Source organism: Plantactinospora sp. B24E8 (genome assembly GCF_039871735.1).
GTDB lineage: Bacteria > Actinomycetota > Actinomycetes > Mycobacteriales > Micromonosporaceae > Plantactinospora.
The window spans coordinates 53,037-78,821 of the sequence record NZ_JBDPMH010000001.1; the positions used below are offsets into that span (position 1 = coordinate 53,037).

Annotated in this window: 27 protein-coding genes and 1 pseudogene; 13 read left to right on the forward strand and 15 right to left on the reverse strand. The window is 71.3% G+C overall.

Features of this window, described 5'->3' with window-relative positions; genetic code table 11:
* Positions 1-170 precede the first annotated feature (170 nt).
* On the forward strand, positions 171-743 hold the full coding sequence (locus ABGB21_RS00230; protein WP_347675881.1) for a snapalysin family zinc-dependent metalloprotease: 573 nt from the start codon (positions 171-173) through the stop codon (positions 741-743).
* Between the two features lie 113 nt (positions 744-856).
* Here ABGB21_RS00230 and ABGB21_RS00235 read toward each other — a convergent pair whose 3' ends face one another.
* A complete protein-coding gene (locus tag ABGB21_RS00235; protein ID WP_347675883.1) occupies positions 857-1,837 on the reverse strand; it encodes a hypothetical protein in 981 nt (326 codons plus the stop codon).
* Positions 1,838-1,989: 152 nt separating this feature from the next.
* Between ABGB21_RS00235 and ABGB21_RS00240 the strand changes: the two genes are divergently transcribed.
* Complete coding sequence (locus tag ABGB21_RS00240) at positions 1,990-3,132, forward strand: histidine kinase (RefSeq protein ID WP_347675885.1); 1,143 nt, start codon at positions 1,990-1,992, stop codon at positions 3,130-3,132.
* Positions 3,129-3,779: a response regulator transcription factor gene (locus ABGB21_RS00245; RefSeq protein WP_347656162.1), complete on the forward strand. Its 651-nt coding sequence runs from the start codon at positions 3,129-3,131 to the stop codon at positions 3,777-3,779. Before ABGB21_RS00240 ends, ABGB21_RS00245 begins: the two co-directional genes overlap by 4 nt.
* A gap of 7 nt (positions 3,780-3,786) precedes the next feature.
* Here ABGB21_RS00245 and ABGB21_RS00250 read toward each other — a convergent pair whose 3' ends face one another.
* From ABGB21_RS00250 to ABGB21_RS00280, 7 genes and pseudogenes are all read right to left on the reverse strand, one after another.
* Complete coding sequence (locus tag ABGB21_RS00250; RefSeq protein ID WP_347656164.1) at positions 3,787-4,299, reverse strand: hypothetical protein; 513 nt, start codon at positions 4,297-4,299, stop codon at positions 3,787-3,789.
* Positions 4,300-4,476: 177 nt separating this feature from the next.
* Entirely contained in the window at positions 4,477-5,385 is a 909-nt protein-coding gene (locus ABGB21_RS00255; RefSeq protein ID WP_347656165.1) for a hydroxymethylglutaryl-CoA lyase, read from the reverse strand.
* Positions 5,386-5,505: 120 nt separating this feature from the next.
* Entirely contained in the window at positions 5,506-6,843 is a 1,338-nt protein-coding gene (locus tag ABGB21_RS00260; RefSeq protein ID WP_347656167.1) for a biotin carboxylase N-terminal domain-containing protein, read from the reverse strand.
* 69 nt (positions 6,844-6,912) lie between these two features.
* A complete protein-coding gene (locus tag ABGB21_RS00265; RefSeq protein ID WP_347656169.1) occupies positions 6,913-7,542 on the reverse strand; it encodes a helix-turn-helix domain-containing protein in 630 nt (209 codons plus the stop codon).
* A gap of 64 nt (positions 7,543-7,606) precedes the next feature.
* A complete protein-coding gene (locus ABGB21_RS00270; protein ID WP_347675887.1) occupies positions 7,607-10,681 on the reverse strand; it encodes a hypothetical protein in 3,075 nt (1,024 codons plus the stop codon).
* Between the two features lie 5 nt (positions 10,682-10,686).
* The gene (locus tag ABGB21_RS00275; protein ID WP_347656173.1) at positions 10,687-12,507 is read right to left on the reverse strand and encodes an HSP90 family protein; all 1,821 of its coding nucleotides are present in this window, start codon (positions 12,505-12,507) and stop codon (positions 10,687-10,689) included.
* 223 nt (positions 12,508-12,730) lie between these two features.
* Positions 12,731-13,708 (reverse strand): annotated as a pseudogene (locus ABGB21_RS00280) (TerC family protein); the annotation flags it as partial.
* A 578-nt stretch (positions 13,709-14,286) separates the two neighbouring features.
* On the opposite strand from ABGB21_RS00280, the gene ABGB21_RS00285 reads away from it, so the two are divergent.
* Genes ABGB21_RS00285 through ABGB21_RS00295 form a run of 3 tightly spaced genes read left to right on the forward strand, consistent with a single transcriptional unit; the run spans position 14,287 to position 16,086 of the window.
* On the forward strand, positions 14,287-15,522 hold the full coding sequence (locus ABGB21_RS00285) for an MFS transporter (protein ID WP_347675889.1): 1,236 nt from the start codon (positions 14,287-14,289) through the stop codon (positions 15,520-15,522).
* A 4-nt stretch (positions 15,523-15,526) separates the two neighbouring features.
* Positions 15,527-15,775, forward strand: coding sequence for a hypothetical protein (locus tag ABGB21_RS00290; RefSeq protein ID WP_347675891.1), 249 nt, complete (start codon positions 15,527-15,529; stop codon positions 15,773-15,775).
* A complete protein-coding gene (locus tag ABGB21_RS00295; protein WP_347675893.1) occupies positions 15,772-16,086 on the forward strand; it encodes a type II toxin-antitoxin system PemK/MazF family toxin in 315 nt (104 codons plus the stop codon). Before ABGB21_RS00290 ends, ABGB21_RS00295 begins: the two co-directional genes overlap by 4 nt.
* Before the next feature lie 33 nt (positions 16,087-16,119).
* Here ABGB21_RS00295 and ABGB21_RS00300 read toward each other — a convergent pair whose 3' ends face one another.
* Entirely contained in the window at positions 16,120-16,698 is a 579-nt protein-coding gene (locus ABGB21_RS00300; RefSeq protein ID WP_347675895.1) for a GNAT family N-acetyltransferase, read from the reverse strand.
* A 3-nt stretch (positions 16,699-16,701) separates the two neighbouring features.
* Here ABGB21_RS00300 and ABGB21_RS00305 point away from each other — a divergent pair, with 3 nt between their 5' ends.
* Both ABGB21_RS00305 and ABGB21_RS00310 read left to right on the forward strand, forming a co-directional pair.
* Positions 16,702-17,004 (forward strand): Imm1 family immunity protein, encoded by a 303-nt coding sequence (locus ABGB21_RS00305; protein ID WP_347656181.1) that lies wholly within the window; start codon positions 16,702-16,704, stop codon positions 17,002-17,004.
* 33 nt (positions 17,005-17,037) lie between these two features.
* Positions 17,038-17,646 carry an NUDIX hydrolase gene (locus ABGB21_RS00310; protein ID WP_347656183.1) on the forward strand — a complete coding sequence of 203 codons (609 nt, stop codon included), beginning with the start codon at positions 17,038-17,040 and terminating at the stop codon, positions 17,644-17,646.
* A gap of 25 nt (positions 17,647-17,671) precedes the next feature.
* On the opposite strand, the gene ABGB21_RS00315 is transcribed toward ABGB21_RS00310, so the two are convergent.
* A complete protein-coding gene (locus ABGB21_RS00315) occupies positions 17,672-18,406 on the reverse strand; it encodes a VOC family protein (RefSeq protein WP_347656185.1) in 735 nt (244 codons plus the stop codon).
* Between the two features lie 43 nt (positions 18,407-18,449).
* Positions 18,450-18,812 (reverse strand): hypothetical protein, encoded by a 363-nt coding sequence (locus ABGB21_RS00320; protein ID WP_347675897.1) that lies wholly within the window; start codon positions 18,810-18,812, stop codon positions 18,450-18,452.
* A 315-nt stretch (positions 18,813-19,127) separates the two neighbouring features.
* Between ABGB21_RS00320 and ABGB21_RS00325 the strand changes: the two genes are divergently transcribed.
* The 3 genes from ABGB21_RS00325 to ABGB21_RS00335 are packed head-to-tail and all read left to right on the forward strand — an operon-like array spanning position 19,128 to position 20,958.
* Complete coding sequence (locus ABGB21_RS00325; protein WP_347656189.1) at positions 19,128-19,349, forward strand: hypothetical protein; 222 nt, start codon at positions 19,128-19,130, stop codon at positions 19,347-19,349.
* A 53-nt stretch (positions 19,350-19,402) separates the two neighbouring features.
* On the forward strand, positions 19,403-19,726 hold the full coding sequence (locus ABGB21_RS00330; RefSeq protein WP_347656190.1) for a YciI family protein: 324 nt from the start codon (positions 19,403-19,405) through the stop codon (positions 19,724-19,726).
* Complete coding sequence (locus ABGB21_RS00335; RefSeq protein WP_347675899.1) at positions 19,723-20,958, forward strand: RNA polymerase sigma factor; 1,236 nt, start codon at positions 19,723-19,725, stop codon at positions 20,956-20,958. Before ABGB21_RS00330 ends, ABGB21_RS00335 begins: the two co-directional genes overlap by 4 nt.
* Before the next feature lie 300 nt (positions 20,959-21,258).
* Here ABGB21_RS00335 and ABGB21_RS00340 read toward each other — a convergent pair whose 3' ends face one another.
* Genes ABGB21_RS00340 through ABGB21_RS00350 form a run of 3 tightly spaced genes read right to left on the reverse strand, consistent with a single transcriptional unit; the run spans position 21,259 to position 22,911 of the window.
* Entirely contained in the window at positions 21,259-21,798 is a 540-nt protein-coding gene (locus ABGB21_RS00340; RefSeq protein WP_347656193.1) for a GNAT family N-acetyltransferase, read from the reverse strand.
* Between the two features lie 32 nt (positions 21,799-21,830).
* Entirely contained in the window at positions 21,831-22,022 is a 192-nt protein-coding gene (locus ABGB21_RS00345; protein WP_347675901.1) for a hypothetical protein, read from the reverse strand.
* Positions 22,023-22,080: 58 nt separating this feature from the next.
* The gene (locus tag ABGB21_RS00350; protein ID WP_347675903.1) at positions 22,081-22,911 is read right to left on the reverse strand and encodes an SDR family NAD(P)-dependent oxidoreductase; all 831 of its coding nucleotides are present in this window, start codon (positions 22,909-22,911) and stop codon (positions 22,081-22,083) included.
* Positions 22,912-22,974: 63 nt separating this feature from the next.
* On the opposite strand from ABGB21_RS00350, the gene ABGB21_RS00355 reads away from it, so the two are divergent.
* The gene (locus ABGB21_RS00355; protein ID WP_347656198.1) at positions 22,975-23,760 is read left to right on the forward strand and encodes a helix-turn-helix transcriptional regulator; all 786 of its coding nucleotides are present in this window, start codon (positions 22,975-22,977) and stop codon (positions 23,758-23,760) included.
* Between the two features lie 99 nt (positions 23,761-23,859).
* On the opposite strand, the gene ABGB21_RS00360 is transcribed toward ABGB21_RS00355, so the two are convergent.
* On the reverse strand, positions 23,860-24,345 hold the full coding sequence (locus ABGB21_RS00360) for a hypothetical protein (protein WP_347675905.1): 486 nt from the start codon (positions 24,343-24,345) through the stop codon (positions 23,860-23,862).
* 169 nt (positions 24,346-24,514) lie between these two features.
* Here ABGB21_RS00360 and ABGB21_RS00365 point away from each other — a divergent pair, with 169 nt between their 5' ends.
* Positions 24,515-25,351, forward strand: a complete 837-nt coding sequence (locus ABGB21_RS00365; RefSeq protein ID WP_347655433.1) for a helix-turn-helix transcriptional regulator — start codon at positions 24,515-24,517, stop codon at positions 25,349-25,351.
* The last annotated feature ends 434 nt before the right edge of the window (positions 25,352-25,785 follow it).

Sequence of the window (25,785 nt, forward strand, 5' to 3'; positions counted from 1 at the left end):
CGCCCGGGTCTTCCTGAACGATCGTTAGGCTACTTCATCGTACGACGCCGGGCCAGCCGACCGACTTCCATACCGAATGCCCACGTACCAGAGAAGGATGTTGAAATGCATCAATCTCTGTACTTAGGCTCCTGGCACCCCCGTACCCTCCCGGACTCGGAGAGTGAGCCATGACCTCACGAATCAGCCGGCTCGTGGTCGCGTTCGTCGCGACGGCGGGTGCCACCCTCGGCGTCACCGTCGCCAACCCCACACCCGCCTCCGCCGCCATGACCATCTGCTACAACACCAGCCAGGCGGGCAGCTTCGTCAGCGTCGCCAACCAGGCCGCCACGATCTGGAACAACGCGACGTCGAACCTGACGCTCTCGGCGAACTGCGGCTCGAACCTGCGGATCTACTCCATCACCGGCGGCGGCTCGTACGCGGTCCGCACCAGCCTCGGCAACGGCCGGGTCTACATCGACACCCAGCAGGCCCAGCAGTACAGCCCGCTACGGATCATGAGCCACGAGATCGGCCACATCCTCGGCCTGCCGGACAACTACAACGGCAACTGCTCCCTGCTGATGTCCGGTGGCAGCGCCGGCACCAGCTGCACCAACCCGTACCCGAGCAGTGCCGAGGCGACCCGGGTGACCAACCTCTTCGCCGGCACCCGCAGCGGAGCCGAGCGCGGCAGCGCCGTCGACAGCGTGGTCTTCCAGGACAGCTGGCCCGCGGTACTCGCCCCGATCGGCTGAGCGGCTCCCGCCCGGCGGGCAAGCCCTCGCCCGCGGGCGGACCGACCCGCAACGGCCCGCCGCCGGACGGGACCGGGTGACCCCGGTCCCGTCCGGCCGGGCCGTTCGACGACTCAGGCCGGACCGACGGCGACCGGTTCGGACGTACCCCCGGGGTCACCGCGCCGCGCCTCCCGTTCCCGGGCGTCCGCCGCGCGACCCCACCGGGTCCGACCCCACGGCTTCACCACCGACAGGATGGTGGCAGCCCAGAGCGCGACGGTGAACCCGGCCAGACAGACGGTCAGCGCGACACCCGTGCCGCCCGGCGTCGCCGCCGGATCGACCGTACGCAGCGCGAGTTCGTCCGCCAGCGCGCTCTCCACGGTGCCGGCGACCAGCGGGATGCTCACCGAGATGACAAACTTGGTGAGCACCCACCAGTGCCGGACCAGGCCCCACCTGGTGCCGAGCGAGAGCACCAGTCCGGTGATGATCGACAGGAACATGGACGGGATCGCGGCGGCCAGGTCGACGACGTGCAGCAGTTCGTAGGCGCCGTGCCGGACCGGGTGGGAGTCCGCGTTCAGGGCGGTGATCGCCAGCACGGTCATGGTGAACGCGACCCCGAGCCACCCGGCGCTCACCCCCACGTGCAGAACCAACCAGACCTTGCGGGTCCGGGTCGACATCCGGGGAAACCGTGGCCGGCTCAACGCCAGGATCGTCACCGACAGCGGTATGCCGAGCAGCGCGAGTGTGACCGGGATGCTGAAGACGAACTGGAGGACCGCCATCGTGAGGTGCACGACGATCGTGATCCGACGCCCGCGCTCCGGTCCGCGTAGCACGGCGACCACCGACAACACCACCGCCGTCGAGTAGCCGACCAGGGCCGTCACCCGCAGCGGCAGGACGTCGGAGCCGCTCGGCAGCAAGATCAGGTTCACCCCGGCGAAGCCGACGAACAGCCACTGGAGCCAGACCAGGGCGGGCGAGGTACCGCCGGGCACGGTCGGGCGGTTACCGCCGGGCACGGCCCCCCGGGCGGTGGGCGGAGCAGGATTCCGGGCGCCCGAAGCGCCGGCGATCCCGGATCGGATCTCGGAAGGCATGGCCCGACCCTAGGTTTCCCAAAACCGCACGGCATCGGTCAAGATGATTCGGTCCGCCGGTCGATGGTCGCCGGTCGGCGCGCCGGGCCGCTACGAACGGATGAGTCCGACGACGGACGCGGCGGCGCGGCCCGGCTGCCTAGACTCCCGACATGTGGCACGGTCGGCAGCACCTGGTCCTGGCCACCCCGCTGGTCGCGACCTGCGTGTTGGCCGGGATCTGGGACGGTTTCCAGTCCGGCCTGTTCAACGGCTCGCCCATCGTCGACCGTCCGGCACCGCTGGTCGTCGACGCGACGCTCGGCGTGGCGGCCGGCCTCGCCGTCCTGGTGCGGCGCGACCGACCCCGGCTGCTGTACGTCACGGCCCTGCTGTCCTGGGGCGTCACCGGCGCCTACCCGGCCCTGCTGATCGCACAGTTCGCGATCGGCGCCCACCTGCGTTCCGGCAGGCAGCAGATCCTGCTCACCGCGGTCATGCTGGCCGCCGTCTCCGGCCCCCTGTGGATGGTGAGTGGCGGCGACGGAGCGGTGCCGGTCAGCTTCGTGCTCTGCGTGGTGCCGGTGCTTGTCGGCCTCTACCTGACCTCCCGGCGCGAGCTGATGGCCAACCTGCGCGACCGGGCCCGCCGCAACGAGCGCGAGGAGCGGCTGCGGATCGAGCAGGCGCGCGCCGAGGAACGGGCCCAGATCGCCCGGGACATGCACGACGTGGTGACCCACCGGGTGTCGCTGATGGTGCTGCACGCCACCGCGCTGGAATCGACGCAGGGGCGGGACGCCGTGGCGATCGCGAGCCAGATCCAGAGCATCGGCCGGGCCGCGCTGGAGGAACTGCGTACCCTGGTCGGGGTGCTCCGGGACGGCGCCGCCGCCCCGCTGCGTCCCCAGCCCGGGCTCGCCGACCTCGACGAACTGGTCGCCTCCTCCCGGGCGCTCGGCCTGACCGTCGAACTCGCCGTCGAGGACGGACTGCGTACCCCGGCCCTGGTCGAGCACGCGGTCTACCGGGTGGTGCAGGAGGCGCTGACAAACGTGCACAAGCATGCCCACGACGCCCGGACCGTGGTTTCGGTCCGGGCGGTCCCGGACGGCGTACGGGTGGTGGTCCGGGACAGCGGCGGCTCGCTGGCCCCGACCGTGGCCACCGGCGGCGGACACGGGCTGCTCGGGATCTCCGAACGGGTCCGGCTGGTCGGCGGCACGCTGCGTACCCACCGGCCTCCGGGGGGCGGGTTCGAGATCTGCGCCGACCTGCCGGCGGCGCGGCTGGCGGAGGAGGAGGACGGAGCGTGATCCGCCTACTGGTCGTGGACGACGAGTGGATGGTCCGCGCGATGCTTCGCACCATCATGGAGGCCTATCCCGACATCGAGGTGGTCGGCGAGGCCGGCGACGGGGAGGAAGCGGTACGGCAGGCTCGGGCGCTCCGGCCCGACGTGGTCCTGCTGGACATCCGGATGCCGCGCAGCGACGGCCTCGCGGCCACGGCGGCACTGGCCCGGTTCGCGGCACCGCCGAAGGTCGTTGTACTGACCACGTTCGACCTCGACGAGTACGTCCAGACGGCGCTTCGGCACGGGGCGGTGGGGTTCCTGCTCAAGGACGCCGACGCCGACCAGATGGCGGCGGCGGTGCGCAGTGCGGCGGCCGGCGACGCGATACTCTCCCCGCAGGTCACCCGCAGGCTGCTGCACCGGTTCGCCGAACCGGCCAGCCCGCACCGGGCCGACGCCGTACGGCGGCTCGCCGTCCTCACGGACAAGGAGCGGGAGGTGCTGGCGGCGCTCGGCGAAGGGCTGACGAACAGCGACATCGGCCGTCGGCTGCACCTCAGCGAGGCCACGGTGAAGAGTCACGTCAGCCGGCTGCTCGCCAAACTGCAACTGACGAACCGGGTACAGGCGGCGATCCTGGCCCACCACGCCGGTCTGGTCGACTGATCGGCGGTCAGAAGGTGTGGATGTCGAAGCGGGTCGCGCGGGCGTTCACCGGCCCCCGGGCGGTCTCGTTGCCGTCGATGTCGAGCCCACGGTACGTACCCTCGCTGACCAGCGTGTCCCCGGAGACCCGGGCGTGGTGCAGGGCCCGGACCTCGCCGTTGTAGCGGTGCGGCAGGCCCCGCAGGTCGTCCGGCAGCACCTGCCACAGGGTGAAGGTGGCGGTACGTGGCCCGGTCGCCTCCCACCGCCCGGTGGCCAGGTGGATGCCCTGGGCGAAGGAGAGGAAGAAGCCTCCGGGCAGGAACGTGAAGAGCGCCACCTCCTCCTCGTGCGGCAAGGTCACGACACCGCGCCAGGTGCCGAGGAACCGGCTGCCCCCGGCTCGCCGGTCGCCCGACGGGGCGGCCTCGGCCGGGGCGGTGTCGGCCGAGGCCAGGGCTGCGGTCGCCACGGCGCCGAGGCCGGCGGTCGTTCCGGCGGCCCGCCGGAGGAACCGCCTCCGGTCGATCTCACCAGTCATGATGCCTCGCAACTCGCTCGTTCCGATTGGACGGAACCGACGCTACGAGGATCAGCAGGGCACCGCATCGGTCGATGGATGGCGGTCCTCCCCGGACAGCCGTACCTTCGACTGATCCGTCCGTCGTCTCCGTCCGGCTCGGCGCCGGTGAGCCCACGCGGTCCGGTGCGACGCCGATCAGGCGAGCCGGGTACGCGGTCCGGCGCGCAGCACACCGGACGGCAGCTGCCGGCCGACGATCTCCTCGGCCAGCGCCGCCGCCTCCAGCAGGGCGTCCAGGTTGATCCCGGTGTCGACGCCCATGTCGTGCAGCATGTGCACCACCTCCTCGGTGGCGACGTTGCCGCTCGCCCCCGGGGCGTACGGGCAGCCGCCGAGGCCACCGACGCTGGCGTCGTACTCGGTGATCCCGAGTTCGAGGGCGGTGAGCAGGTTGGCCAGTGCGGTGCCCCGGGTGTTGTGGAAGTGCAGCAGGACCGGGATGTCGGACTGCCGGTCCCGGACCGCGGTGAGCAGTTCACGGACCCGGCGGGGGGTGGCCATCCCGGTGGTGTCGCCGAACGCGACCCGGTCGGCGCCGTCGGCGACCACCCGGTCGACGATGCCGGCGACCCGGGCCGGGTCGACGTCCCCCTCGTACGGGCAGCCGAAGCTGGTCGCCACGATCACCTCTGCGGTGGCCCCGGCGGAGTGCAGCAGGTGGATCAGCCCGGCGATGTCGTCCAGCGACTCGGCGGTGGAGCGGTTGACGTTGCGCCGGTTGTGCGTGTCGCTGGCCGAGACCACCACCTCGATCTCGGTGAAGCCGGCGGCCAGGGCCCGCTGGGCGCCCTTCGAGTTCGGCACCAGCGCCGAGTAGCGGACTCCGGGGGTCTTCGCCGCCCTCGACCACACCTCGTCGGCGTCGGCCATCTGCGGAATCGCCTTCGGGTGGACGAACGAGACCGCCTCGATCCGCCGTACGCCGGTGGCGGAGAGCGCGTCGAGCAGCCGTACCTTGGCGTCGGTCGGGACCGGGTCCTCGTTCTGCAACCCGTCGCGGGGTCCGACCTCGCGGATCGACACCGAGTCCGGCAGCTGGCTCATCGGTCACCTCGCTGTGACGTCACGTCCGGGGGAAGTGGCGGGCCCCCGACCGGGAGCCCGCCTTAACGATAGTTCAGCAAGGCGCTGTCGCCACCCCACCCCGCCCCCGGCCGGCGGGCGTCAGCGCATCCGACCGACGATGCCGGTGTCGTAGTCACCGCCGAGGAACTCCGGGTTGTCGAGAAGTTCGGCGAAGAACGGCAGGTTGCACTTCGGGCCGGTGATCTCGAATCCGGCGACCGCGGCACGGGCCCGCGAGATCGCCTCGGCCCGGTCGGCGCCGTACACGATCAGCTTCGCCATCAGCGAGTCGTAGAACGGGGTGACGGTGGTGCCGAGGGCGTACCCGGAGTCGACGCGCACCCCGTCGCCGGTCGGTTCGGTCCAGGTGGTGACCGCGCCCGGGCCGGGCAGGAAACGCTTCGGGTCCTCGGCGTTGATCCGCAGCTCGATGGCGTGCCCGCGCGGGGTCAGCGCGTCCGGGTCGAAGGTCGGGGCCAGCCCGGCGGCGACCCGGAGCTGCTCCTCGACCAGGTCGATCCCGTGGACCAGCTCGGTGACCGGGTGCTCGACCTGGAGCCGGGTGTTCATCTCCAGGAAGAAGAACTCCCCGGTGGTGGGATCCAGCAGGCACTCCACGGTGCCGGCGTTGCGGTAGTCGACCGCCTCGCCGGCCCGGACCGCGGCGGCGAGCAGCCGTTCCCGCAGCTCGGCGTCGACGGCCGGAGACGGGGACTCCTCGACCAGCTTCTGGTTGCGCCGCTGCACCGAGCACTCCCGCTCGCCGAGCGCGACGACCCGGCCGTCGGCCAGGCCGAGGATCTGCACCTCGACGTGCCGTACCCGGGGGAAGTAGCGCTCGATCAGCACCGAGCCGTCGCCGAACATCCGCTCCGCGAAGGCCCGCACCTTGTCGTACTCGGCGCGCAGCGCGGTCTCGTCGGCGGCGACCGCCATCCCCATCCCGCCGCCGCCGGCGGCGGCCTTGACCATCACCGGAAAGCCGATCGTGGTGGCGGCGGCGAGCGCCGCGTCGACGTCGGCCGCCGGGTCGGTGGTGCCGGGCGCGACCGGCACCCCGGCCGCCGCCATCAGGTTCCGGGCATTGATCTTGTCGCCCATCGCGGTGATCGCGTCCGCGTCCGGTCCGACCCAGACCAGGCCGTTCGCCTGGACGGTACGGGCGAAGTCGGCGTTCTCGGAGAGGAAGCCGTAGCCGGGGTGGATCGCCCGCGCGCCGGTCGCCTTCGCGGCGGCGAGGATCGCCTCGGGATTGCGGTAGCTCTGCGCCGGATTCGCCGGCCCGACACAGACCGCCTCGTCGGCCTCCCGGACGAACGGCAGGTCGGTGTCCGCCTCCGAGTAGACGGCGATCGTCCGTACCCCGAGTCGTTTCGCGGTACGGATGATCCGGCGGGCGATCTCACCACGGTTCGCCACGAGCAGTGACTCGATCATGTCCGTTACTCCCCTTGTCCGGGTCTGGAGGGTGGTGACCGTCCGGACCGGGGGTCGCCCGGCTCCGGTTCAGTTGTCCGGGTCGGCGAGCAGGGCGGCCAGGGTCGCGGCGCGCAGCAGGACGGCCCGACGCTGGCGGTCGACCTCACCGCCGAGGAACGGGGTGGAGTTCATCAGACCGAACGCGGCGTGCGCCAGTACCCGGGCCTCACCCGCCGACAGCTTCGGGTGCAGGGCGGTCAGCACGCCCACCCACTCCTCGACGTAGAGCCGCTGCAGCCGGCGGATCTGCCGACGCGGTTCCTCCGGGAGCCGGTCCAGCTCGTGCAGGTGCAGGGCGATCACCGCCGGGTGTGCGAGAGCGAAGTCGACATGGAAGTCGATCAACGATTCCAGCGCCGCGCGGGCGTTCTCCGGGTGCTCGGCGACCCGCTGCCGACCGCCGACCAGCAGCCCGTCACTCACCGGCATCAGCGCGGCGACCAGCATCGCCTCCTTGCCGGCGAAGTGGTGGTACAGCGCCGGGCCGGTCACCCCGGCCGCCGATCCGATGTCGTCCATCGAGACCCCGTGATAGCCCCGGGCCGCGAAGAGGTCGACCGCGATCTCCAGAATCTCCTCGCGCCGGGACCGCCGTCGACGTACCCCGCCGGCCGACGCGCCGGCCGACGCCTCGATCACCTGCTCCTCCACCGTCACGCGACCCAGCCTAGCCAGCTGTCAATCACCGGCCACCTGGGCGATCCCCGGAACGAGGATGACGTCACTCGTCGACGTTGAGCGCGTACGCGGTACGCAGCGCGTCGGCCTCCTCCTCCCGGCCCAACGCGGTCAGCGACTCGGCCAGCCACCAGGCGGCCTGCCGCGACAGCGGAGACTGCTCGGGCAGGCCCCCGAGGGTGCCGCGCAGCAGCGGCTCGGCGTCGCCGGGCCGGCCCAGCCGGACCAACAGCTCACCGACGAGCAGGTCGACCTGCGATGCCTCACCGAACGCCTCGATCGACCGCAGCCGGTCGGCGACCCCGGCCAGCCGGTCCAGTGCGTCGGTCTCCCGACCGGCGGCGAGCAGCGCCCGCGCGCCGGTCTCGGCCACCATCGCCCGTTCCCAGCGCAGCGCAGGCCCGCCCGGACCGTCCTCGTCTCCGTTCTCGTGCCCGTGCCCATGTCCGTGCCCGTGTCCGTGCCCGGAGCCGTCGGCCGACTGCTCGGATCCATCCGACCCGGGGTCCGGGTCGACACCACCCCCGGAACCGGCGGCGCCGGACTCGTCGAACGGCTGGTCGGCCCCGGCACCGGTCTGCCCGACACTCTCGACGGGCAGGCTCGCGGCGAGCGCGTCGGCCCGGGCCATCGCCGCCAGCGCGGCCTCCGGGTCACCCGCCCAGGACAACGCGGCGATCTCCCGCCGCCGGGCACGCAACTCGTCCAGTCGCAGCCCGGCGGTCTGGTACGCGGCCGCCGCCGCGGCGAACCGCTGCGCCGCGACATTGTCCCGGTCCTGGTTGTAGAGGATCTGGCCGGCCTCCTCCAGCACCTGCGCCCGGTGCGGCAGGTTGTCCGGACCGTCGAGGTTCTCCGCCAGTTCGTCGAGGAGGGTGAGCGCCATCTCCTGCTCACCGAGCGACAGGTAGACGCCGACCAGCATGTGCCGGCAGCGGTCCGCGTCGGCCTGCTGCCCGAGCCGGTCCAGCGCGCCGATCGCCTCCTCCGCCGCCTCGGCCGCCTCGACCGCGCGGCCCGCCCGGCGGTACGCGTCAGCCAACTCCCAGCGCAGCATCGCCGCCCCGTCGACGATGTCCCGCTCGACGCAGATCGCGACCGCCTCCACCAGGTCCTCGACCGCCTCGGCGGCCCGGTTGCCGGCGACCAGCGCCCGGGCCCGCCCGATCCGGACCGGCAACTGGAGGTCGGCGGTCGCCGCCCGCAGCGCCTCGTCGTACGCCTCGACCGCCCGGGCCGGGTCGTCGAGCGAGTTCGCGTACCCGAGACAGGCGACCGTGTACGGCTCGGCCAGACCCAGCTCCCGGTAGAGGTCCCGGGCCCGCAACGCGGCCTCGCCGGCCTCGGCCGGACGGTCGAGCAGTTCGAGCAGGCGTACCCGGCGCAGCGCGAGCCGGGCCGTCAGGTGCGGGTCGTCGGCGTCTGTCGCCTCGGCCGCCGCCCGGTCCGCCGCCGCCAACGCCTCCTCGCCGCGCCCGGTCTCGGCGAGCACCACGGAGTGCCGGTCGTGGGCGGCGGCCCGCTGCGCCCCGCTGCCGTGTTCGGCCAGGTACGCCGTCGCGGGTCCGGCGAGCGCCAGCGCCTCCTCCGGTTCGCCGGTCAACGCCAGCAGCACGGCGAGCCGACTGGTGACCACCTGCTCCCGCAACGGGTCGGGCACCTGCCGGTAGCGCTGTACCGCCTCGCGGTTCACCGCCACCGCACCGGCCACGTCGTCGGCCCGGTGCCGTTCGACCGCGGTGAACTCCAGCCGCCGGGCCGCGACCAGCGGTTCGTGCTCCCGGTCGGCGAACCGTTCGTCGAACGCGGCCAGCACCGTCACCAGGTCGTCGTCCCGGTCGGTCCGCCACGCGTCGTCGGCGAGGTCGAGCAGCTCCGTCGGCGTCGCGGTGGCCGGCAGGTCGAGCGGGACCCGGGGCCGGACCGGCAGGACCGGTTCGGCGGCGGGGGCCGGACCGGTGGCGCCGGCCGGGGTGGCACCGGCGGGGGCCGGGCGCCGGACCGTGGCGGAGAGCGGCAGGTAGTCGCCGACCGGGGTCAACGCCAGCCGCCGGGACACCGCCGCCGACTGGTTCGCCGTGCCGTTGCGCTCGTCGAACCGGGCGGCCACCCGGCGGGCGTGCTCGGTCAGCTCCCCGGCGAGCACCCCGACCGGCACCTCGGCCGCCGGCCGCTCCCCGTACGCCCGGCGGCGGACGGTCAGCTCGCCGCGCCCGCTGGTGTCGAGCCGACCCAGCAGCAGTGCCCCGCTGGCGGCGAACATCATCGCGGCGGCCGGTGACGGGGCCCGGTCCAGCCAGTCGATGTGCCGTTCGAGCAGCTCCAGTCCGCGTACCTCGTTGCCGGTCACCACGCAGAACGTGATGTGGTCGCCGATGTCCCACAGGTCGGCGAGGTTGCCCCGGTGCCGGCGGTACGCCCGCAGGTGCGCCTGCCGCGCCTCCTCCCGCCGCCCGGTCCGCAGGTACGGCATCAGCAGCGCGCTGAGCACCCCCTGCGGCTGCTCGGTGCAGCTGAGCCTGCCGGCGAGCACCGGCTCGGCGAGCGCCACCGCCTCCTCGTCGCGTCCGGTGCCGGCGAGGTAGTCGATCTGCGTCGACGGGTCACAGCCGGCGCAGTCGGAGAGTTCGTCGCGTGGGGTGGTGGTCCACCGCCGGTACCACTCCTCGGCCTCGTCGTCCGCCCCCAGGTGCCGGGCCACCCGGTGCCGCATCTTGTACACCGCCTGCAGGCTGTGCCCGCCCTCGCGGTAGCGCCGCTCCATGTCGTCGAGGACCGCGGTGGCCCGGTGCAGCGGCACCTCGGGGAAGGCCAGCAGACCGTTGACCATGTACTTGAAGTACCAGAGCAGGTTGTGCCGGTAGCGGTTGTGCCAGGGGCGCGGCTTGTTGTCGAAGTCGGCGAGGCACCAGGAGAAGGTGACGAACGAGCGGGCCGGCTCACCGCCGTAGACGTACGCGGTGGTGGCGAGCATCCGGGCGGCGAAGGCCACCTCGTCGTCGCCGGCCGCGTCGGCCTGCTGGATCACCTGCTCGACGGCGGCGATCTGGCCGCTGCCGTACGGCATCTCGCCGACCCGGTCGAGGGCACGCCGGAGATCGTCGTTGCTGGAAACCACGGTCGTCACTCCTGTCCGGGCACGGCCCGCCCGAGCAGGCCGAGGAACGAGCTGTTGAGCAGGGCGGCGTCGGCGGGCCGGATCGGGTGGTAGCCGAGCAGCAGCGCCTGGCCGTACAGGGCCTCGACCGCGAGGCCGACGAGTTCCGGGTCGGTCAGCGCGGTGATCCGGCGGACCAACGGGTTGCGGTGGTTGAGCACCAGTTGCGGGCGCTCCGGCGGACCGGAGGCGGCGATCGCGTCGAGCACCCCGGCCCAGGTCTCGTCGGCCCGTTCCCGGGTCGACTGCAGCTGCTCGTGGAAGATCGCCGAGCGGCTCACCAGATAGAGGGCGGGCAACGAGGCCGGGGCGTACGACCGCACCACCACCTCGCAACCGAGCCGGTCCAGGGCCCGCTGCGCGGCGGTGACGAACGGCCGCACCGCCAGCGCGGTGCCCGGGTCGAGGGCGTCGAACCGGGTGGTCAGGTCGCTCGGCTCCAGCCGTTCGATCAGCACCGACCGGTCCACCGTCGGCAACCGCTCGACGATCTCACTGTCGTACGTGTAACCGGCGTTGACCACCGCCAGGTCCTGGGCCGCCGCCACCGCGGCGAGCTGCCGGAACTCGTCGATGCTGGCCGCGTACCGGATCAGGCCGTGCCGTTCGCGGAACTCGGCGAGGGTGGTCTGCCCGAGGTTGGTCTCCATCGGCCACCAGCGCTCGACCAGCCGGAGCATCTCGTCGTCGTGCAGGGCCAGTGCCTTGACCCCGAGGTGGTGCACCCGGAGGAACTCGGCGAGCCGCAGCGGGTTGCCGTCGGCGAGCCGGACCAGCCAGCCCCGGAGCTGGTCGCCGAGCGCCTCCCGGGTGCTCTCCAGCAGGCTGTCCTCGTACAGCGCCTCGCGGCTGGCGGTCGGGCGCAGCTCGCTGGCGTCGACCACGCAGCGGGCGAAGAACGCCCAGTCCGGCAGCAGGCCCTCGGCGCCCTCGGTGAGCAGCATCCGCTTGAGGTAGACCCGGTGCCCGGCCCGGGCCGCCGGGTTGACCGGTGCGGGCAGCACGAACGCCACCCCGGTCAGCCCGGCCTCCGGCACCGACAGCGGCACCACGTCGAACGGGGTGAACCCGAGCACCTCGCGGGCGTACGCGATCAGCCGCTCCCGGCGGGCGGCGGCGATGCCACCGACGGTGGTCATGCCAGCGGCGTTGTCGGCGTCGGTCGACCACGGCGGCGGGCCGGCGGTCGTCTCGACGTCGCCGACGTAGACCCGGATCGGCAGCAGCGAGCCGAAGAGCCGGGCGAGTTCGGTCACCGTCGGACCGGTCAGCCACTTGTCGGCGCCGCGCCGCGGGGTGAGCGTGACGGTGGTGCCGGGTTCGGACCGCTGTGCTCCGGCCCCGGCCAGCTCGACCCGGTAGCGGCCGTCGGCGTAGCCGGTCCAGAGCACCGTCGGCTCGTCGGCGTGCCGGGTCTGGACCTGGATCTGGTCGGCGACGAGGAAGCAGGAGAGCAACCCGATGCCGAACTGGCCGAGGAACTCGTGTCGGGCGAAGCCGAGTTCGTCGCGCTTCGAGCTGCGGCCGATGGTGGCCAGCAGTTCGTGCACCTGCGCCTCGGTCAGACCGATCCCGGTGTCGTGCACCCGTAGGGTGCCGTCGCCGGTCAGCTCCGGCGGCTCGATCCGGACCACGGCCGGCGCGGCCGGGTCGGCGGCCCGGCGTGCGGTGATGGCGTCCGCCGCGTTCTGCAGCAGCTCCCGGACGTAGACCCGGGGACTGCCGTAGAGGTGGTGACTGAGCAGGTCGACCACGCCACGCAGGTCGACCTGGAAGGTCCGGTCCACGATGCCCTTCTCCCGCTCGGGAACGGGATTTCCGCGTACTCCCGTCCGACGACGGCGCTCACCGTACCGGTCCGGACCGACGATCCGCCTCCCGTTACCGGCCAGTTCCGGTTCGGCTGGCCGGTAACGGGTTCGGGGGTCAGCGGCGCTCGGAGCGGGTTCCGTCGGCGACCGGCTCGGCGGGTACGTCGCCGGCCGGGACCGGGGGCGCCCCCAGCCGGGCTTTGCGGCCGTCCCTTGCGGACTTGACCAGGCTGGCGACGGTGGCGATCAGCAGCGTTCCGATGATCACGGTCAGCGAGAGTTGGATCGGGATGTGCGGCGCCCACTCGACGTGCTCGCCACCGTTGACGAACGGCAGGTTGTTGTCGGCGAGGGCCTCCAGGACCAGCTTGACGCCGATGAAGCCGAGCACCACGGCGAGCCCGATGTTGAGGTAGACCAGCCGGTCGAGCAGTCCGCCGAGCAGGAAGTAGAGCTGCCGGAGTCCCATCAGCGCGAAGACGTTCGCGGTGAAGACCAGGTACGGGTCCTCGGTGACGCCGAAGATCGCCGGGATCGAGTCGAGGGCGAAGATCAGGTCGGTGGTGGCGATCGCGATCAGCACGATCAGCATCGGGGTGAAGAGCCGGTTGCCGGCCTCGTCCCGGGTGGTCAGCTTGACGCCCTGGAACTCGTTGGAGAACGGCACCGCCCGTCGAGCCCAGCGGATCGCCGGATTCTCCTTGAAGTCGCCGCCGTCGGCGTGGCCCTGCCGGAGGAAGCCGATCGCGGTGTAGATCAGGAACGCGCCGAAGATGTAGAAGACCCAGGCGAACTGGCTGATCAGCGCGGTGCCGGCGGCGATGAACCCGCCCCGCATCACCAGCGCCAGGATGATGCCGATCAGCAGCACCTCCTGCTGGAGATACCGGGGTACGGCGAACCGGCCCATGATGATCACGAAGACGAAGAGGTTGTCGATCGAGAGGCTGTACTCGGTCAACCAGCCCGCGTAGAACTCGGCCCCGAACTTGGCACCGCCGAACACCCAGACGCCGATGCCGAACACGATGGCCAGCGCGACGTAGAGGGTGACCCAGAGTGCGGATTCCTTGATGCTCGGCTCGTGCGGCCGACGACCGATGATCAACAGGTCGGCGAGCAGTACCGCGACCAGTACGACCAGGCTGATTCCCCAGACCAGGCCACTGACGTCCATCGTTTCCACGTTGTTCCTCCGGCAGGCACACGTCGTCGCCACCAGGTGGCGCGCAGGGATGGTGTCTGTCGGAGGTCTTTTCCACCACCGAGCGTGATCACGCCAGTGGCCGGCGGTGCCGGTTCGCCATCCGGCTCACACCGGTCGGCTCCCGTGCTGACGACATCGCCGTCGGGGGAATACTCCCCTCCTTGGCGGTCATGGTGCCACATCGCGGGGCCCGCCGCGACGTCCCGGGGAACTCGGCACATCGCCGGCAACCTGTCGTTCATCTTTCGTCCACCTGTCGTCCACCCGCCGGCCCGGCCGAACCCGATCATCGCGGACGTTCCGCGACGATCACCCCGCGCGGTGCGCAACGGAGCAGTCCGGGACGTCACGCCCCGGTCGTCCGGCAGGGCACTCGGCCGGCCGTCGACCGCCTCCCGGGCCGTGACGCCCGGCTTGACCCTCGACCAGGCTGAGGCACCACCCTCGGCAGCCGGGTTCCACCCGGGTACGCCCACCCGGGTGCCTCCCGGTCCCGGGCGGCGTTCCGCTCCCGGGCAGCCCACCTGCGGTGAGGGACGGCACGGCGCATGACGGATCGACGATTCTGGCCACTGTGGACGGCAACGGTGCTGTCCCGACTCGGCGACGCACTGCGTACCCCGGCACTGGCGCTGCTCGCCGCCACGGTCAGCCGGGATCCCCGGACGATCGCGGCGGTGGTCGTCGCGGGTCAGCTGCCGCCGCTGCTCTTCGGGCTGCTCGGCGGCGTGTACGCCGACCGGTGGGACCGGCGCCGGACGATGGCGACCGTGGACGGCGTACGGGCCGCGCTGGTGGGGGCGTTCGCGCTGCTGGTGGCCGCCGGCACGATCCGCCCGGGACCGGTCGGCGTCGTACTGCTCGCCGGCTGCGCGTTCCTGCTCGCCACCCTCGGCACACTCTTCGACGCGGCCGCGTTCGCCATGCTGCCCGCCGTCGTACCGACGGAACGGCTCGCCGCCGCGAACGGCCGGCTCCAGGCCGGTACGGCGGTGGCCGGCGGTTTTGTCGGCGCCCCACTGGCCGGGGTGCTCTTCGCGGCCGCGGCGGCGCTGCCGTTCGCGATCGACGCCGCCACGTTCGCGGTCGCCGCCCTGCTCGCCCTCACCCTGCGCCCGACGCCGGTCCCCTCGCTCACCCGACAGTCCGCCGCCGGGACCCGGCGGGCCGACCGGTCACGGCGGTTCCAGGCGGAACTCGGCGACGGGCTGCGCTGGATCTGGCGGGACGGCACACTGCGCCGGATCACCGGGCTGACCATGGTCACCAACCTGGCGACGAGCGGCCTGATCGCGGTCATCGTGCTGTACGCGCTGGAGGTGCTGCACGTGCCCGAGGCCGGGTACGGGTTGTTCATGGCGGCGGCGGTGGTCGGCTCGCTGGGCGGGGGACTGGTCGCCGGTCGGCTCGGCACCCGGTACGGCACGCTGCCGGCGCTGCGCGGGGTACTCGTCGCCGAGACGGTCGCGATCGGCGTACTGGCGCTGGCCCGGCATCCGGTGCCGGGGGCGGTCGCCCTGGCCCTCTTCTCCGCCGGAACCGCGTGCTGGAACGCCCTCTGGGCGGCGTACGGGCAGCGCCACGTGCCGGCGGAACTGCTCGGTCGGGTGGGCAGCGCCCAGCGTGCGGTCGGCATGCTGGCCGCCCCGGTCGGCGCGGTCAGCGCCGGTCTGCTCGGCTCCGCCGTCGGCCTGCCGCCGGTGCTGTACGCCGCCACCGCCGTTTTTGCCCTGGCCACCCTCGCGTCGTGGCACGTGGAGAGGAGGCGCCAGCCGGTAGGATGAAAGTATGACCGTGAAGCTGAGCATCAGCGTGCCGGACGACGTCGCCGCCTACCTGCAGAGCCGGGGCAACGCGTCCGCCGCCGTTGTCGAAGCTGTCCGGCGCGTCCTTCCAGAGGCACGCCGGGCACGCCAGCGGGAAGCAGCACAGGCGTACGGGGAATACCTGCGTCGACGGTCCGTCCAACAGGTCGAGGAGGACCGGGCGCTGGTCGAGGAGAGCAACGACCTCGCCCTCCGTGACTCCCAGTGGTGAGGCGGGGGCAGATCTGGACCCTGCTGCGAGGCAGCAGCGAGCACCGCGTGCTGGTGATCAGCAACGACGAGTACAACAGCGTCGAAGAACTCGCCATCTGGGCACTGACCGTCGTCCGCGACGTACCCCACCCGAATCATCTCGCGGTACGCCTCGATGACGACGATCCGCTCGCCGGAGCGTACGTCAGAATCCACAGTGTCGTGCAGATCCTGGACCGGACCTCCCTGCGCGACAATCACGGCTTCGTCTCCCACACCACCATGGCCGCCATCGAAACGGCCCTACGGGAGTTCCTGGAACTGCCGTAGCAACCCTGGAACGGCGGCAGCCGAGGCGCAGCCCTACCGGTGGCGGAACGGCGACGACGGCTCGTCCGGCCAGCCCCTGGTGAAAATCCAGTCGAGGCCGTCCTCCCCATCCGTGTCGAGGTGCGGGGCGCGGTGCAGCCCGGCCCGTACGGCAACGGTGGCGGAGGCGACGTTGTCCGGCCGGACGCGGGCGACGATCGGGCGGCCCGACAGCCGGACGCTCGCCCAGTCGACGACCGTCGTCGCGACCTCGGTGGCCACGCCGTCGCCCCAGGCGACCGGGTCGAGGCGGTAGAAGAGGTTCAGCACCTCCCGACCGGCGAGGCTCATCACCTTGAGACCACAGAAGCCGAGGCTGGCGGCCTGCTCGTCGGCGGTACGCGGGCGGATCACCCAGTACCCGAAACCGTGTTCCCGCCAGTGACTGTCCCACCGACGGTAGAGGTCCTCAGCCTCCGGGCGACTGGCAAGCATGTCGCCGGGGTTGTGCGCGCACGCCTCGGGGTCGCGGTGGATGCGGTGGATCGTGTCGACGTCGGCCGGGGTGGGACGACGCAGGGAGAACCGTCTGGTCAGCAGTTCCTCGGAGCCTGTCCGGTCGTCGTCGCCCATGACGTGATCATTCCAGCCCGGCCGAACGGGCTCCCCGATCACGAGTTCGCCGTGGCGGTCAGTGCGGAGGACGGGGTCGGCGGCCTCTGGTTCAACGGCGACGGCGCCAACTGGTACAGGCGGGGCACCCCGAGCAGGTACGACCAGGTCTTCTACTACTACATGAACAGCGAGCGGGAGTTTCCGCACGACTCGGAGATTCCGCTCGACCTGGTACGACAGGCCGCCCGCGAGTTCCTGCTCAACGGCGGACAACGCCCCGGCTGTGTCGCCTGGCAGAAGTTCCTGCCGTTCGACAACGGATGATCCGGCGCCGCCAATCTGGTGCATGATCGTCGGATGCGTGAGTCGGTGGCGGTGGTGCACGATCTCGTCTCCGGGCTGGTCCCCGGCGACGGATTGGAGGAGGAACACCGGTCGGAGACGCTGCGCTGGCTGCGCGGCACCGACGACGTGTTCCGCCGGGTCAAGCCGGCGACGCCGGACCGGCACCTGGTCTCGTACGTCGTACCGGTGGATCCGGCCGACGGCAGTGTGCTGCTGGTCGACCACGTCAACGCGAAGCTCTGGCTGCCGCCGGGTGGGCACGTCGACCCGGACGAGCATCCGGCGTACACCGCCCGCCGGGAGGCGGCGGAGGAACTGGGCCTCACCCCGGAGGACGATGGCGCCGGTCACCGGGTGCGGTTCCGGGACCGGCCGGTGTTCCTCACCGTGACCCGGACCGTCGGCATCGACGCCGGGCACACCGACGTCAGCCTCTGGTTTCCGGTCGAGTGCGGTCGCGACCAGCCGATCACGCCGGACGCCGGCGAGTTCCGCCAGGTCCGCTGGTGGTCACCCGCCGAGGTGTACGCCGCCGACCCGGCCCGCTTCGACCCGCACTTCCTCCGCTTCCTGGCAAAGCTCGACGCACCCGACCAGGGCGGGTCGCGGAATCCGGACTGAGGGCGGTGCTGAGCGGGGGTTCGGGTCAGCGTGGGGCGAGGAGGCAGAACTCGTTGCCCTCCGGGTCGGCCAGGACCTTCCACGGGACATCCTGGTCCAGGTCGATCGGTCTGGCGCCGAGAGCCCGCAGTCGGGCCACCTCCGCCTCCACGTCGCCGCCCGGATACGGGCGGACGTCGAGGTGGACCCGGTTCCACCCGGTCTTCACGTCGGGTGTGCGGAGGAACTGCAGATACGGGCCCACGCCCTGGGCGGAGCGCAACACCGCGCTCTGGTCGGTCACCTTGTGCACGGTCCAGTCCGTGGCCTCACCCCAGAATCGGGCCATGGCGCGCGGATCCACGCAGTCGACCACCACCGAGGCGATCGGTCCGGTGTCCTGGACCGGGTCGTGCCAGTCCAGCACACAAAACTCGTTGCCCTCCGGGTCGGCCATGACCGTCCAGGGGACGTCGCCCTGGCCCACGTCGGCGGGGGTCGCGCCGAGCTCCTTCAGGCGCGCGACCAACTCCGCCTGGTGGGCCTTCGAGGTGGTGGCGAGGTCGACGTGGACGCGGTTCTTGACCGTCTTGGGTTCCGCAGAGGCGACGATGTCGAGGCAGACCGCGACAGGGTCGGGGTAGGCGAAGCCCTCGGGTTCGAGATTGGTCACGCCGGGTCCCTCGCTGGAGACTCCCCAGCCGAGCACCTCCGCCCAGAAGCCGCCCAGCGCGGCGTCGTCCCGGGCCTTCATGGTGATCTGAACGAGCCGCGTAGCCATGCCGACGATGCTAGCCAGCATCCCCCTCGCACCCGAGGGCCGGCTACTCGACGTTGAGGGCGCGCAACGCGCCGTCGGCGAGCACGTGGCCCGCCTTCACGGCGGTGGGCACGTTGGCGGCATCGAGCCAGCCCGGGTCGAGGTCGTCCGCCCAGGCGAGAATGTCGGCCGCGAGCGCCAACGCCTGATCGTCCCGGCCGTCGACGAGCGCGTCGGCCAGCAGCAGGTACGCGCCCGGTCTGGTGCCGTGGAACTCCCGCGCCATGGCGTCGACCTGGGCTCCGATCCGCCGTCCGTGCTGGGGATGCAACCCGGCGAGGCACGCCAGCACGAACCTCACCGCGGGTGGCTCGGCCTCCCAGCGGGTCAGCAGCACCGGGAGTTGCTCGCCGACGCTGCGGTGCACCTCCTCCGTCCAGCCCGCCGGTTCGGGCGCACGGTGCCGCGCAACTGCTACTGCGGGCCAGCGATACGTTGCCCGCCCCGACGTTCGCGATTTGTGGAGTATTCCCTGTTGTGACGGATTTGTCGCATCGAAGAGGCCCTCCACTCACGCATGGTGCCGAGCTGCGGCAAGCCGGGCGTGCCTTCTGCAGCATGCGCGGACGTCCCGGAAAATTCTGCAAAGAAGTCCGGGAGGGGTGTCGGATCGGGGTGGTGGTGTTCGTAGCAGGGGTGAGGCCGCCGACAAGGGGCGGTGCCAAGGCAAGGAACCGCGACCATGAAGCTGACGACCATGACCCAGATCTCCGTTGATGGAGTGATGCAGAACAACGGCGCCCCCACGGACGACCACCCGAATGGGTTCGAGCGCGGCGGATGGCTGTTCCCGGAGACCGGTCCAGATCTTGCGCTCGACCTGGTCGAGTCGCGGGTCGACTCGAAGGGCGTGACGATCCAGGTCTACCGGCCGGCCGGGCGCCCGCGGTATGCAACGGCCTGAAATCCCTGACCGTCGAACCACGCTGTCTTGACACCAGAGGAGTTGATCTTCAAATGCAGTACCTGGTTTCCGTGATCGATGACAAGAGCAATCCCGGCAGCACGGACAGGCTGCCTGCCATCAGCGCGTTCAACGAACGACTGATCGCCGAGGGCTACTGGGTTTTCGCGGGCGGACTCACAAGCACCGACGCGGCTACGGTCATCGACAACCGGGGCGAGCAGGCGGTGTTCAGCGACGGGCCTTTCGTGGAGTCGAAGGAGTACCTCGCCGGCGTCTGGGTGTGGGAGGTCCCCGATCTGGATGTGGCGCTCAAGCTCGCCGCCGAGGCGTCGAAGGTCTGCGATCGGAAGATCGAGGTGCGGCCGTTCCAGTGAGCGACGTCGAGGAGGCGATCACCCGGGCCCACCACGACGAGTGGGCCCGGGTGGTCGCCTCGCTGACCCGGCGTTTCGGTGACCTCGACATTGCCGAGGACGCAGCGGCCGAGTCGTTCGCGACCGCCGTGGAGCGGTGGCCCGCCGACGGCGTACCTCCCAACCCCGGCGCCTGGCTGACCACCACCGCCGTTCGCAAGGCCATCGACCGGATCAGGCGCGAGAACAAGCGCGACGACAAGCACAAGGAGGCTCAGATGGTGTACGACAACCTCCCACCCGAGCCTCTCGGTGCCATCGACGACGACCGGCTGCGGCTGATCTTCACCTGCTGCCACCCGGCGCTGGCGATGGAAGCCCGCGTGGTGCTGACGCTGCGCATGCTCGGCGGGCTGACCGTGTCCGAGATCGCTCGCGCCTTCCTGGTGCGGGAAACCACCTTGGAGCAGCGGATCACCCGCGCGAAGGCCAAGATCAAGGCGGCTCGGATCCCCTATCGCGTGCCGGCCGCCGAGGATCTCCCGGTACGCGTCTCCGGCGTACTCGCCGTGCTGTATCTGGTCTTCAACGAGGGCTACCTGGCGACCGGCCCCGGCACCGATCCCGTACGTCACGATCTGACCGCCGAGGCGATCCGGCTCACCCGCCTGATCCGTGCCCTCCTGCCGGACGACGGTGAGGTGGCCGGGCTGTTGGCGCTGATGCTGCTCACCGAGGCTCGCCGCACCGCTCGAGTCTCGGCCAGCGGCGAACTGGTCACCCTCGACGAGCAGGACCGTGGGGCCTGGGACAAGGCGCTGATCGCCGAGGGTCACCGGCTCGTGCGCGAGCGCCTCGCCGCTGCTGCCGCCGGCGTGGCTCCGGGCCGCTACCAGATCCTCGCCGCGATCAACGCCGTGCACACCTCCGCCCGCGACATCCGCGACACCGACTGGTCACAGGTCGTCGCCCTCTACGACCAACTCGTCCACCTCGACTCCTCGCCGATCGTCGCCCTCAACCGGGCCATCGCGGTCGCCGAGCTCGACGGACCGGAGGTGGCGCTGGCGGCCGTCGACCGTCTTGAGGACGAGCTGGCCGGCTATCACGCCTACCACGCGACCCGCGCCGACCTGCTGCGCCGGCTGGGCCAAAGTCAGCAGTCGCGCGCGGCCTACGACAAAGCCATCGAGCTGGCCGGCAACACCGCCGAGACCGCCAACCTGACCCGCCGCCGCGACCAACTGCGGTAGCGCCCACGAATCCCGATCGAAACCCCGCGCGCAGCGGCGGCCGGTGCTGACACAACCAGATCGGGCCGATACCCGCATGAGATCGTCAGCGTCCACGGACGTGAGCGTGCGTCGACGTGTCCTTCCTCATCTGTTCGGCGAATACCCAAAGTAGCGAGGTCGCCGGGTGTTGGCCCTGCAGGGCCATCCACGGTCAACGACGTGGCGCTCGTGCTCGCGGTCTGAGTCACGTGCGTAGGCATATCGTTGCTCGACGTGTTGCAGCAGATCTCCTGGACCACCGACCCCCGAAGCGTGAACTCAGGCGGCCGGCGTGACCGGGGGCCGCTGCCCGAGCCACTGCTCGGCGTCCCAGGCCTGGAACCTCTCCACCTCGGTGAACCCCAGCTTCGCCGCAAGCCGCATCGAGCTGACGTTGGCGGACTGGGTGGTAAGTATGACCGGCTCGCCGGGGAGGACCGCGTCGAACCAGTCGAGCGCCGCCGCGCACGCCTCGGCGGCGTACCCGGAGCCCCACACCTGGGGCAGGAACAGGTAACCGAGGTCGGCCTTTCCCACGGCAGCCGGGCGGCGGTGCCCCGTTGCTCTCCTGAGCAGGATCTGGCCGATCATCGCCCCGTCGAGTTCCACGACAAAGCTGCCGGGCCACCGCTCGGGCACCTCGGGCAGTTCCCGCTCAAGCTCGGCACGCGGCCGAGGGCCGCCGAGGTAGATGTGCACCTCCGGCGATGCCAGCAGTTCGACGAACGCCGACCGGTCCCGGGCCTCGGACCCACGGAGTACGAGCCGCTCGGTCCGGATCGGCTCCGGCGGCCAGGGGACGGGGCCGAGGTCAGTCATGTCGGCCAGCCAACCAGCAGACTCGGCAACGATCAAGACGGCCCTTGACGGTGCGCCAGTGCGTTCAGCGCCTCCGCCAGGGCCACGGCGTCGGTCGCGTCAGCGGCGGCCGTCTGCACCTCGACGCCGTCGGCGGCCAGTTCCCCCGCCAGCGCGTCGAGCCGTTCCTGATGTCGGGCTATGAGCCCGACGGGGTGGCCGGCGCCCGCGAAGCGGCGTGCCACCGCGGCGCCGCACCGGGCCCTGCCCCGACGATGTGCACGGGCCCGGGCTGACGCTCGATCACGCCTTCTCCTCTCGGGCTGGCACTGCCTGCTCGGCGAGCCAGCGCCACTCGTGCCACGTCGCTAGCCGATCCTGGTACACCTTCTCCGCGACCGGGTACGGATAGGGGCCGAGGAACAGGCGCAGGGGTGGTTGGGCGGTGTCGGCCAGAGTCAGGATGACCTGCGCCGTGACGGCGGGGTCGGCAGGCGTGCGGGCCGCCGCGCCGGCGCGGCGCGCTTCGCGCACGGGTTCGTAGGCCGCTATGGGGTCGGTGTGCACGGCCGAGTCGTTGGACCAGTCCGTGGCGTACGGTCCCGGCTCGACGATCGTCAGCTTGACACCCAGCGGCGCGATCTCCGCTGCGAGGGCTTCGCTGAGGCCCTCCAGCGCCCACTTCGACGCGTTGTAAAGCCCCAGAGTGGGGAAGGCGGCGAGGCCGCCGATGCTGGACACCTGCATGATGTGACCACTGCCTTGCGCCCGCAGCACTGGCAGCGCGGCCTGGGTCACCCAGAGAGCCCCGAAGAAGTTCGTTTCCATCTGGGCGCGGGCCTGTTCCTCGGTGGTTTCCTCGATCATGCCGAACAAGCCGTAGCCGGCGTTGTTGACGATGACGTCCAGGGTGCCGAACGCTTCGGTGGCCCGGGAGACGGCCGCGAAGACGGCCGAGCGGTCGGTGACGTCGAGGACGAGAGGCAGGACCCTGTCGCCGTACGCCTCGACCAGACCCTCGAGGGCCTGCTCGTTGCGTGCCGTTGCGGCGACCCGATCTCCCCTGGCGAGCGCGGCGGCGGCCCAGGCCCGGCCGAAGCCGCGGGACGCGCCGGTGATGAACCATGTCTTCATGCCATGACGATCCGTCAGCCCAGCGTGGGCTGCCAGCACCCTGACAGGGTTACGCTGCGACGTGTGAGCGGTCAGAACCTCCTCGGCGACTTTCTGCAGGCGCGTCGCGGACGGGTCACGGCAGACCAGGCGGGTGTGCGGTCCCTGGGGCGCAGGCGCGTGCCCGGCCTGCGCCGAGACGAGTTGGCCCGCATCGCGGGGATCAGCCAGCACTACCTGACCCGGCTGGAGCAGGGGAAGGATCGCAACCCCTCGACCCAGGTGCTGCGCGCCCTGGCGACCGCCCTGCGGTTGGACCGGAACGAGACCGCGCACCTGTACGCGCTGGCCGCCCCGGCTCAGGCGGTCGAGAGGCACCGCGAGGTCGGCGAGGACGTCCGGCAGCTGATCGATTCCTGGGGCACGACCCCGGCGTACGTGCGCAACCGCGGCTTCGACGTCCTGGCAGCCAACAAGCTCGCCATGGCGCTCTCGCCGATGTACACGCCTGGGCGTAACCTCGTCCGGGACGTGTTCCTCGAAAATGATGTCCGCGGCCTTCTGCCCGATTGGCAGGAGATCGCCGTACAGACCGCCGCCGCGCTGCGCGCAGAGGGGGACCTGCGCGATCCCGCGACTGCCGAACTCATCTCCTCGATGCTGATGGACGGCGACTTCCGGCGTCTCTGGGAAAACCATGACGTGCGACCGGTACGGAATGAGATCAAGCGGTTCGTGCATCCGCTCGTGGGCCCCCTGACGCTTCGACGCCAAGCACTCTCGATCGCCGGCGCCGAAGACCAAACGATCATCACTTACCAGGCAGAGCCGGGCAGTCCCTCCGCCGACGCCCTCAACAGCCTGTGTTGATTGCAATCGACAGGCTGCACGGAGGGTCCGAGCAGGCAGGCGCGTCTGGGGACGGGCCGCGTCAAGGTTGGCCGCGCCACCGATGCCGCCTGGTGCGCGTCAGCTGCGAGGAAGGGTGCGCATCGCGTGTTCCGCCTCGCCGGCGGGAATCTGCTCGACTGAGGTGTGATCTCGGACGATGCGCCAGCGACCGTCGTCGCCGCTGCGCCAGATCTGGGAGTTGATGGCCCTCGTGCCCATGATCGAGCCGTCGGCAGCGGTCAGGCGTGCGATGAAGACCATCTGCGTCGCGGCGAGGTCACCGGAGACAATCACGTCTGGTGCCCGCTCGATGGCGTGTTCGGCGGTGCGCAGCTGGGTGAACGCCGGTGCGAAGACCTTCCCGTACTCGCTTGCGCTGCGCAGTACGCGTCGCTGCGGGTCGAAGTCGTCGAACAGAATGACGTCATCGCTGTCCAGGTCGTAGTAACCAGCGAGGTTGGCCTCAAAGTCGAATGCGGGGTCACCTTCCCGGCGGTCCCACTCAAAGATCCACCGCCGCTGCAGTGCCGCTACAACGGCGGCCGGTGTGTCGTCGGTCGTCATAACCTTCTCCATGGTGTGATCACCGGCGCGGCCGTTGGCCTGTCTGCCGGCGGAGCGGGTTCCGTTCCCGTGATCACGATGTCTCGGGGGCGTGGTGGATGCCAGGTAGCGGTGGTCCTGGGTGCCACCCACCCAGGACCACCGGCGAAAATTCTCGTAGCGTGGCGCCATGACCGCCTCTGCTCTCGGCGCCTACCTACGCAGCGTCCGCTCCCGGGTAACCCCGGAGCAGGTGAGCCTCCCCGCCGTCGGCCAGCGTCGGGTCAGCGGACTGCGGCGGGAGGAAATCTCCCTGCTCGCCGGGGTCAGCGTCGACTACTACATCCGGCTGGAGCAGGGGCGCGAGCGCAATCCCTCACCCCAGGTCGTCAATGCCCTCGCCACCGCGCTGGGGCTCGACGAGGACGGCCGCGGCCACCTGTTCCGGCTGGCCGGCCTGAGCCCGCAGCGTAATTCCGGTCCGGTCGAGCAGGTCGATCCCGGGCTCCTGCAACTCATGGATATGTGGCCGGACAATCCGGCACTGGTGCTGGGGCGTGCGTACGACGTTCTCGCCGGCAACAGCCTCGGGAGAGCACTCTTCGGCGGATTTCCGACGTCGCGCAACCTCGCGGAGATCGTCTTCTGCGATCCCGATGCCGTCACCTTCTACGCGGACTGGTCCACTGCTGCCGCCAACACCGTGGCTGGTCTGCGACTGGCGCTCGGTTCCTGGCCGGGCGACCCGCGCCTCACCCAGGTCTGCGAGGGACTGCTCGCGCGCAGCGCCCGCTTCCGGACCCTCTGGCGACAGAACGACGTTCGTGGCAAGCAGCTCGAAAGGAAGACGTTTCGCCACCCCGAGGTGGGCCCGATGACGCTGCGCATGCAGGCCTTCGACGTCCGGGCGACCCCGGGCCAGCAGCTGGTCGTCTACCACGCCGAGCCCGGCTCGGCGAGCGCCGAGGCGCTGCGCCTGCTGGCTACCCTTGTCGCCACCCGCGCTCGCGCCGACAGGCAGATGTGACGGCCCCGATGCGGCAAAAGCCCGGTACACCGGCGAGGACGTCAGATCGTCGGGACGGTGAGACGAGCCGTGTTCCCCGACCGGGCGGCGCGCGCCGTGCGTCCCTCCGGGGCAGCCGTACGACAAGGTTGTCCCCGAGGCGGTAGAGCGCGTTGACGGTGCCGGCGGTCGGCACCGGTCGCAGCCGCAGCCCCGCCCACTGTGGAAACTGTCCGGCGACCAGCCGCGCGACAAGGTAGGTGTGCACCTCCGGCGATGCCAGCAGTTCGACGAACGCCGGCCGGTCCCGGGCCTCGGACCCACGGAGTACGAGCCGCTCGGTCCGGATCGGCTCCGGGGGCCAGGCAACCGGTCCGAGGTCAGTCATGTCGGTCAGCCAAGCAGCAGACTCGGCAACGATCAAGACGTACGGACCGACCGACCAACGCCGAGCC

What these genes read in the sequence shown, in the direction of transcription:
- ABGB21_RS00230 (WP_347675881.1), top strand. Translation starts at nt 171, where the DNA reads ATGACCTCACGAATCAGCCGGCTCGTGGTCGCGTTCGTCGCGACGGCG.
- ABGB21_RS00235 (WP_347675883.1), bottom strand. Translation starts at nt 1,837, where the DNA reads ATGCCTTCCGAGATCCGATCCGGGATCGCCGGCGCTTCGGGCGCCCGG.
- ABGB21_RS00240 (WP_347675885.1), top strand. Translation starts at nt 1,990, where the DNA reads ATGTGGCACGGTCGGCAGCACCTGGTCCTGGCCACCCCGCTGGTCGCG.
- ABGB21_RS00250 (WP_347656164.1), bottom strand. Translation starts at nt 4,299, where the DNA reads ATGACTGGTGAGATCGACCGGAGGCGGTTCCTCCGGCGGGCCGCCGGA.
- ABGB21_RS00255 (WP_347656165.1), bottom strand. Translation starts at nt 5,385, where the DNA reads ATGAGCCAGCTGCCGGACTCGGTGTCGATCCGCGAGGTCGGACCCCGC.
- ABGB21_RS00260 (WP_347656167.1), bottom strand. Translation starts at nt 6,843, where the DNA reads ATGATCGAGTCACTGCTCGTGGCGAACCGTGGTGAGATCGCCCGCCGG.
- ABGB21_RS00285 (WP_347675889.1), top strand. Translation starts at nt 14,287, where the DNA reads ATGACGGATCGACGATTCTGGCCACTGTGGACGGCAACGGTGCTGTCC.
- ABGB21_RS00290 (WP_347675891.1), top strand. Translation starts at nt 15,527, where the DNA reads ATGACCGTGAAGCTGAGCATCAGCGTGCCGGACGACGTCGCCGCCTAC.
- ABGB21_RS00300 (WP_347675895.1), bottom strand. Translation starts at nt 16,698, where the DNA reads ATGGGCGACGACGACCGGACAGGCTCCGAGGAACTGCTGACCAGACGG.
- ABGB21_RS00310 (WP_347656183.1), top strand. Translation starts at nt 17,038, where the DNA reads ATGCGTGAGTCGGTGGCGGTGGTGCACGATCTCGTCTCCGGGCTGGTC.
- ABGB21_RS00315 (WP_347656185.1), bottom strand. Translation starts at nt 18,406, where the DNA reads ATGGCTACGCGGCTCGTTCAGATCACCATGAAGGCCCGGGACGACGCC.
- ABGB21_RS00325 (WP_347656189.1), top strand. Translation starts at nt 19,128, where the DNA reads ATGAAGCTGACGACCATGACCCAGATCTCCGTTGATGGAGTGATGCAG.
- ABGB21_RS00330 (WP_347656190.1), top strand. Translation starts at nt 19,403, where the DNA reads ATGCAGTACCTGGTTTCCGTGATCGATGACAAGAGCAATCCCGGCAGC.
- ABGB21_RS00340 (WP_347656193.1), bottom strand. Translation starts at nt 21,798, where the DNA reads ATGACTGACCTCGGCCCCGTCCCCTGGCCGCCGGAGCCGATCCGGACC.
- ABGB21_RS00350 (WP_347675903.1), bottom strand. Translation starts at nt 22,911, where the DNA reads ATGAAGACATGGTTCATCACCGGCGCGTCCCGCGGCTTCGGCCGGGCC.
- ABGB21_RS00360 (WP_347675905.1), bottom strand. Translation starts at nt 24,345, where the DNA reads ATGACGACCGACGACACACCGGCCGCCGTTGTAGCGGCACTGCAGCGG.
- ABGB21_RS00365 (WP_347655433.1), top strand. Translation starts at nt 24,515, where the DNA reads ATGACCGCCTCTGCTCTCGGCGCCTACCTACGCAGCGTCCGCTCCCGG.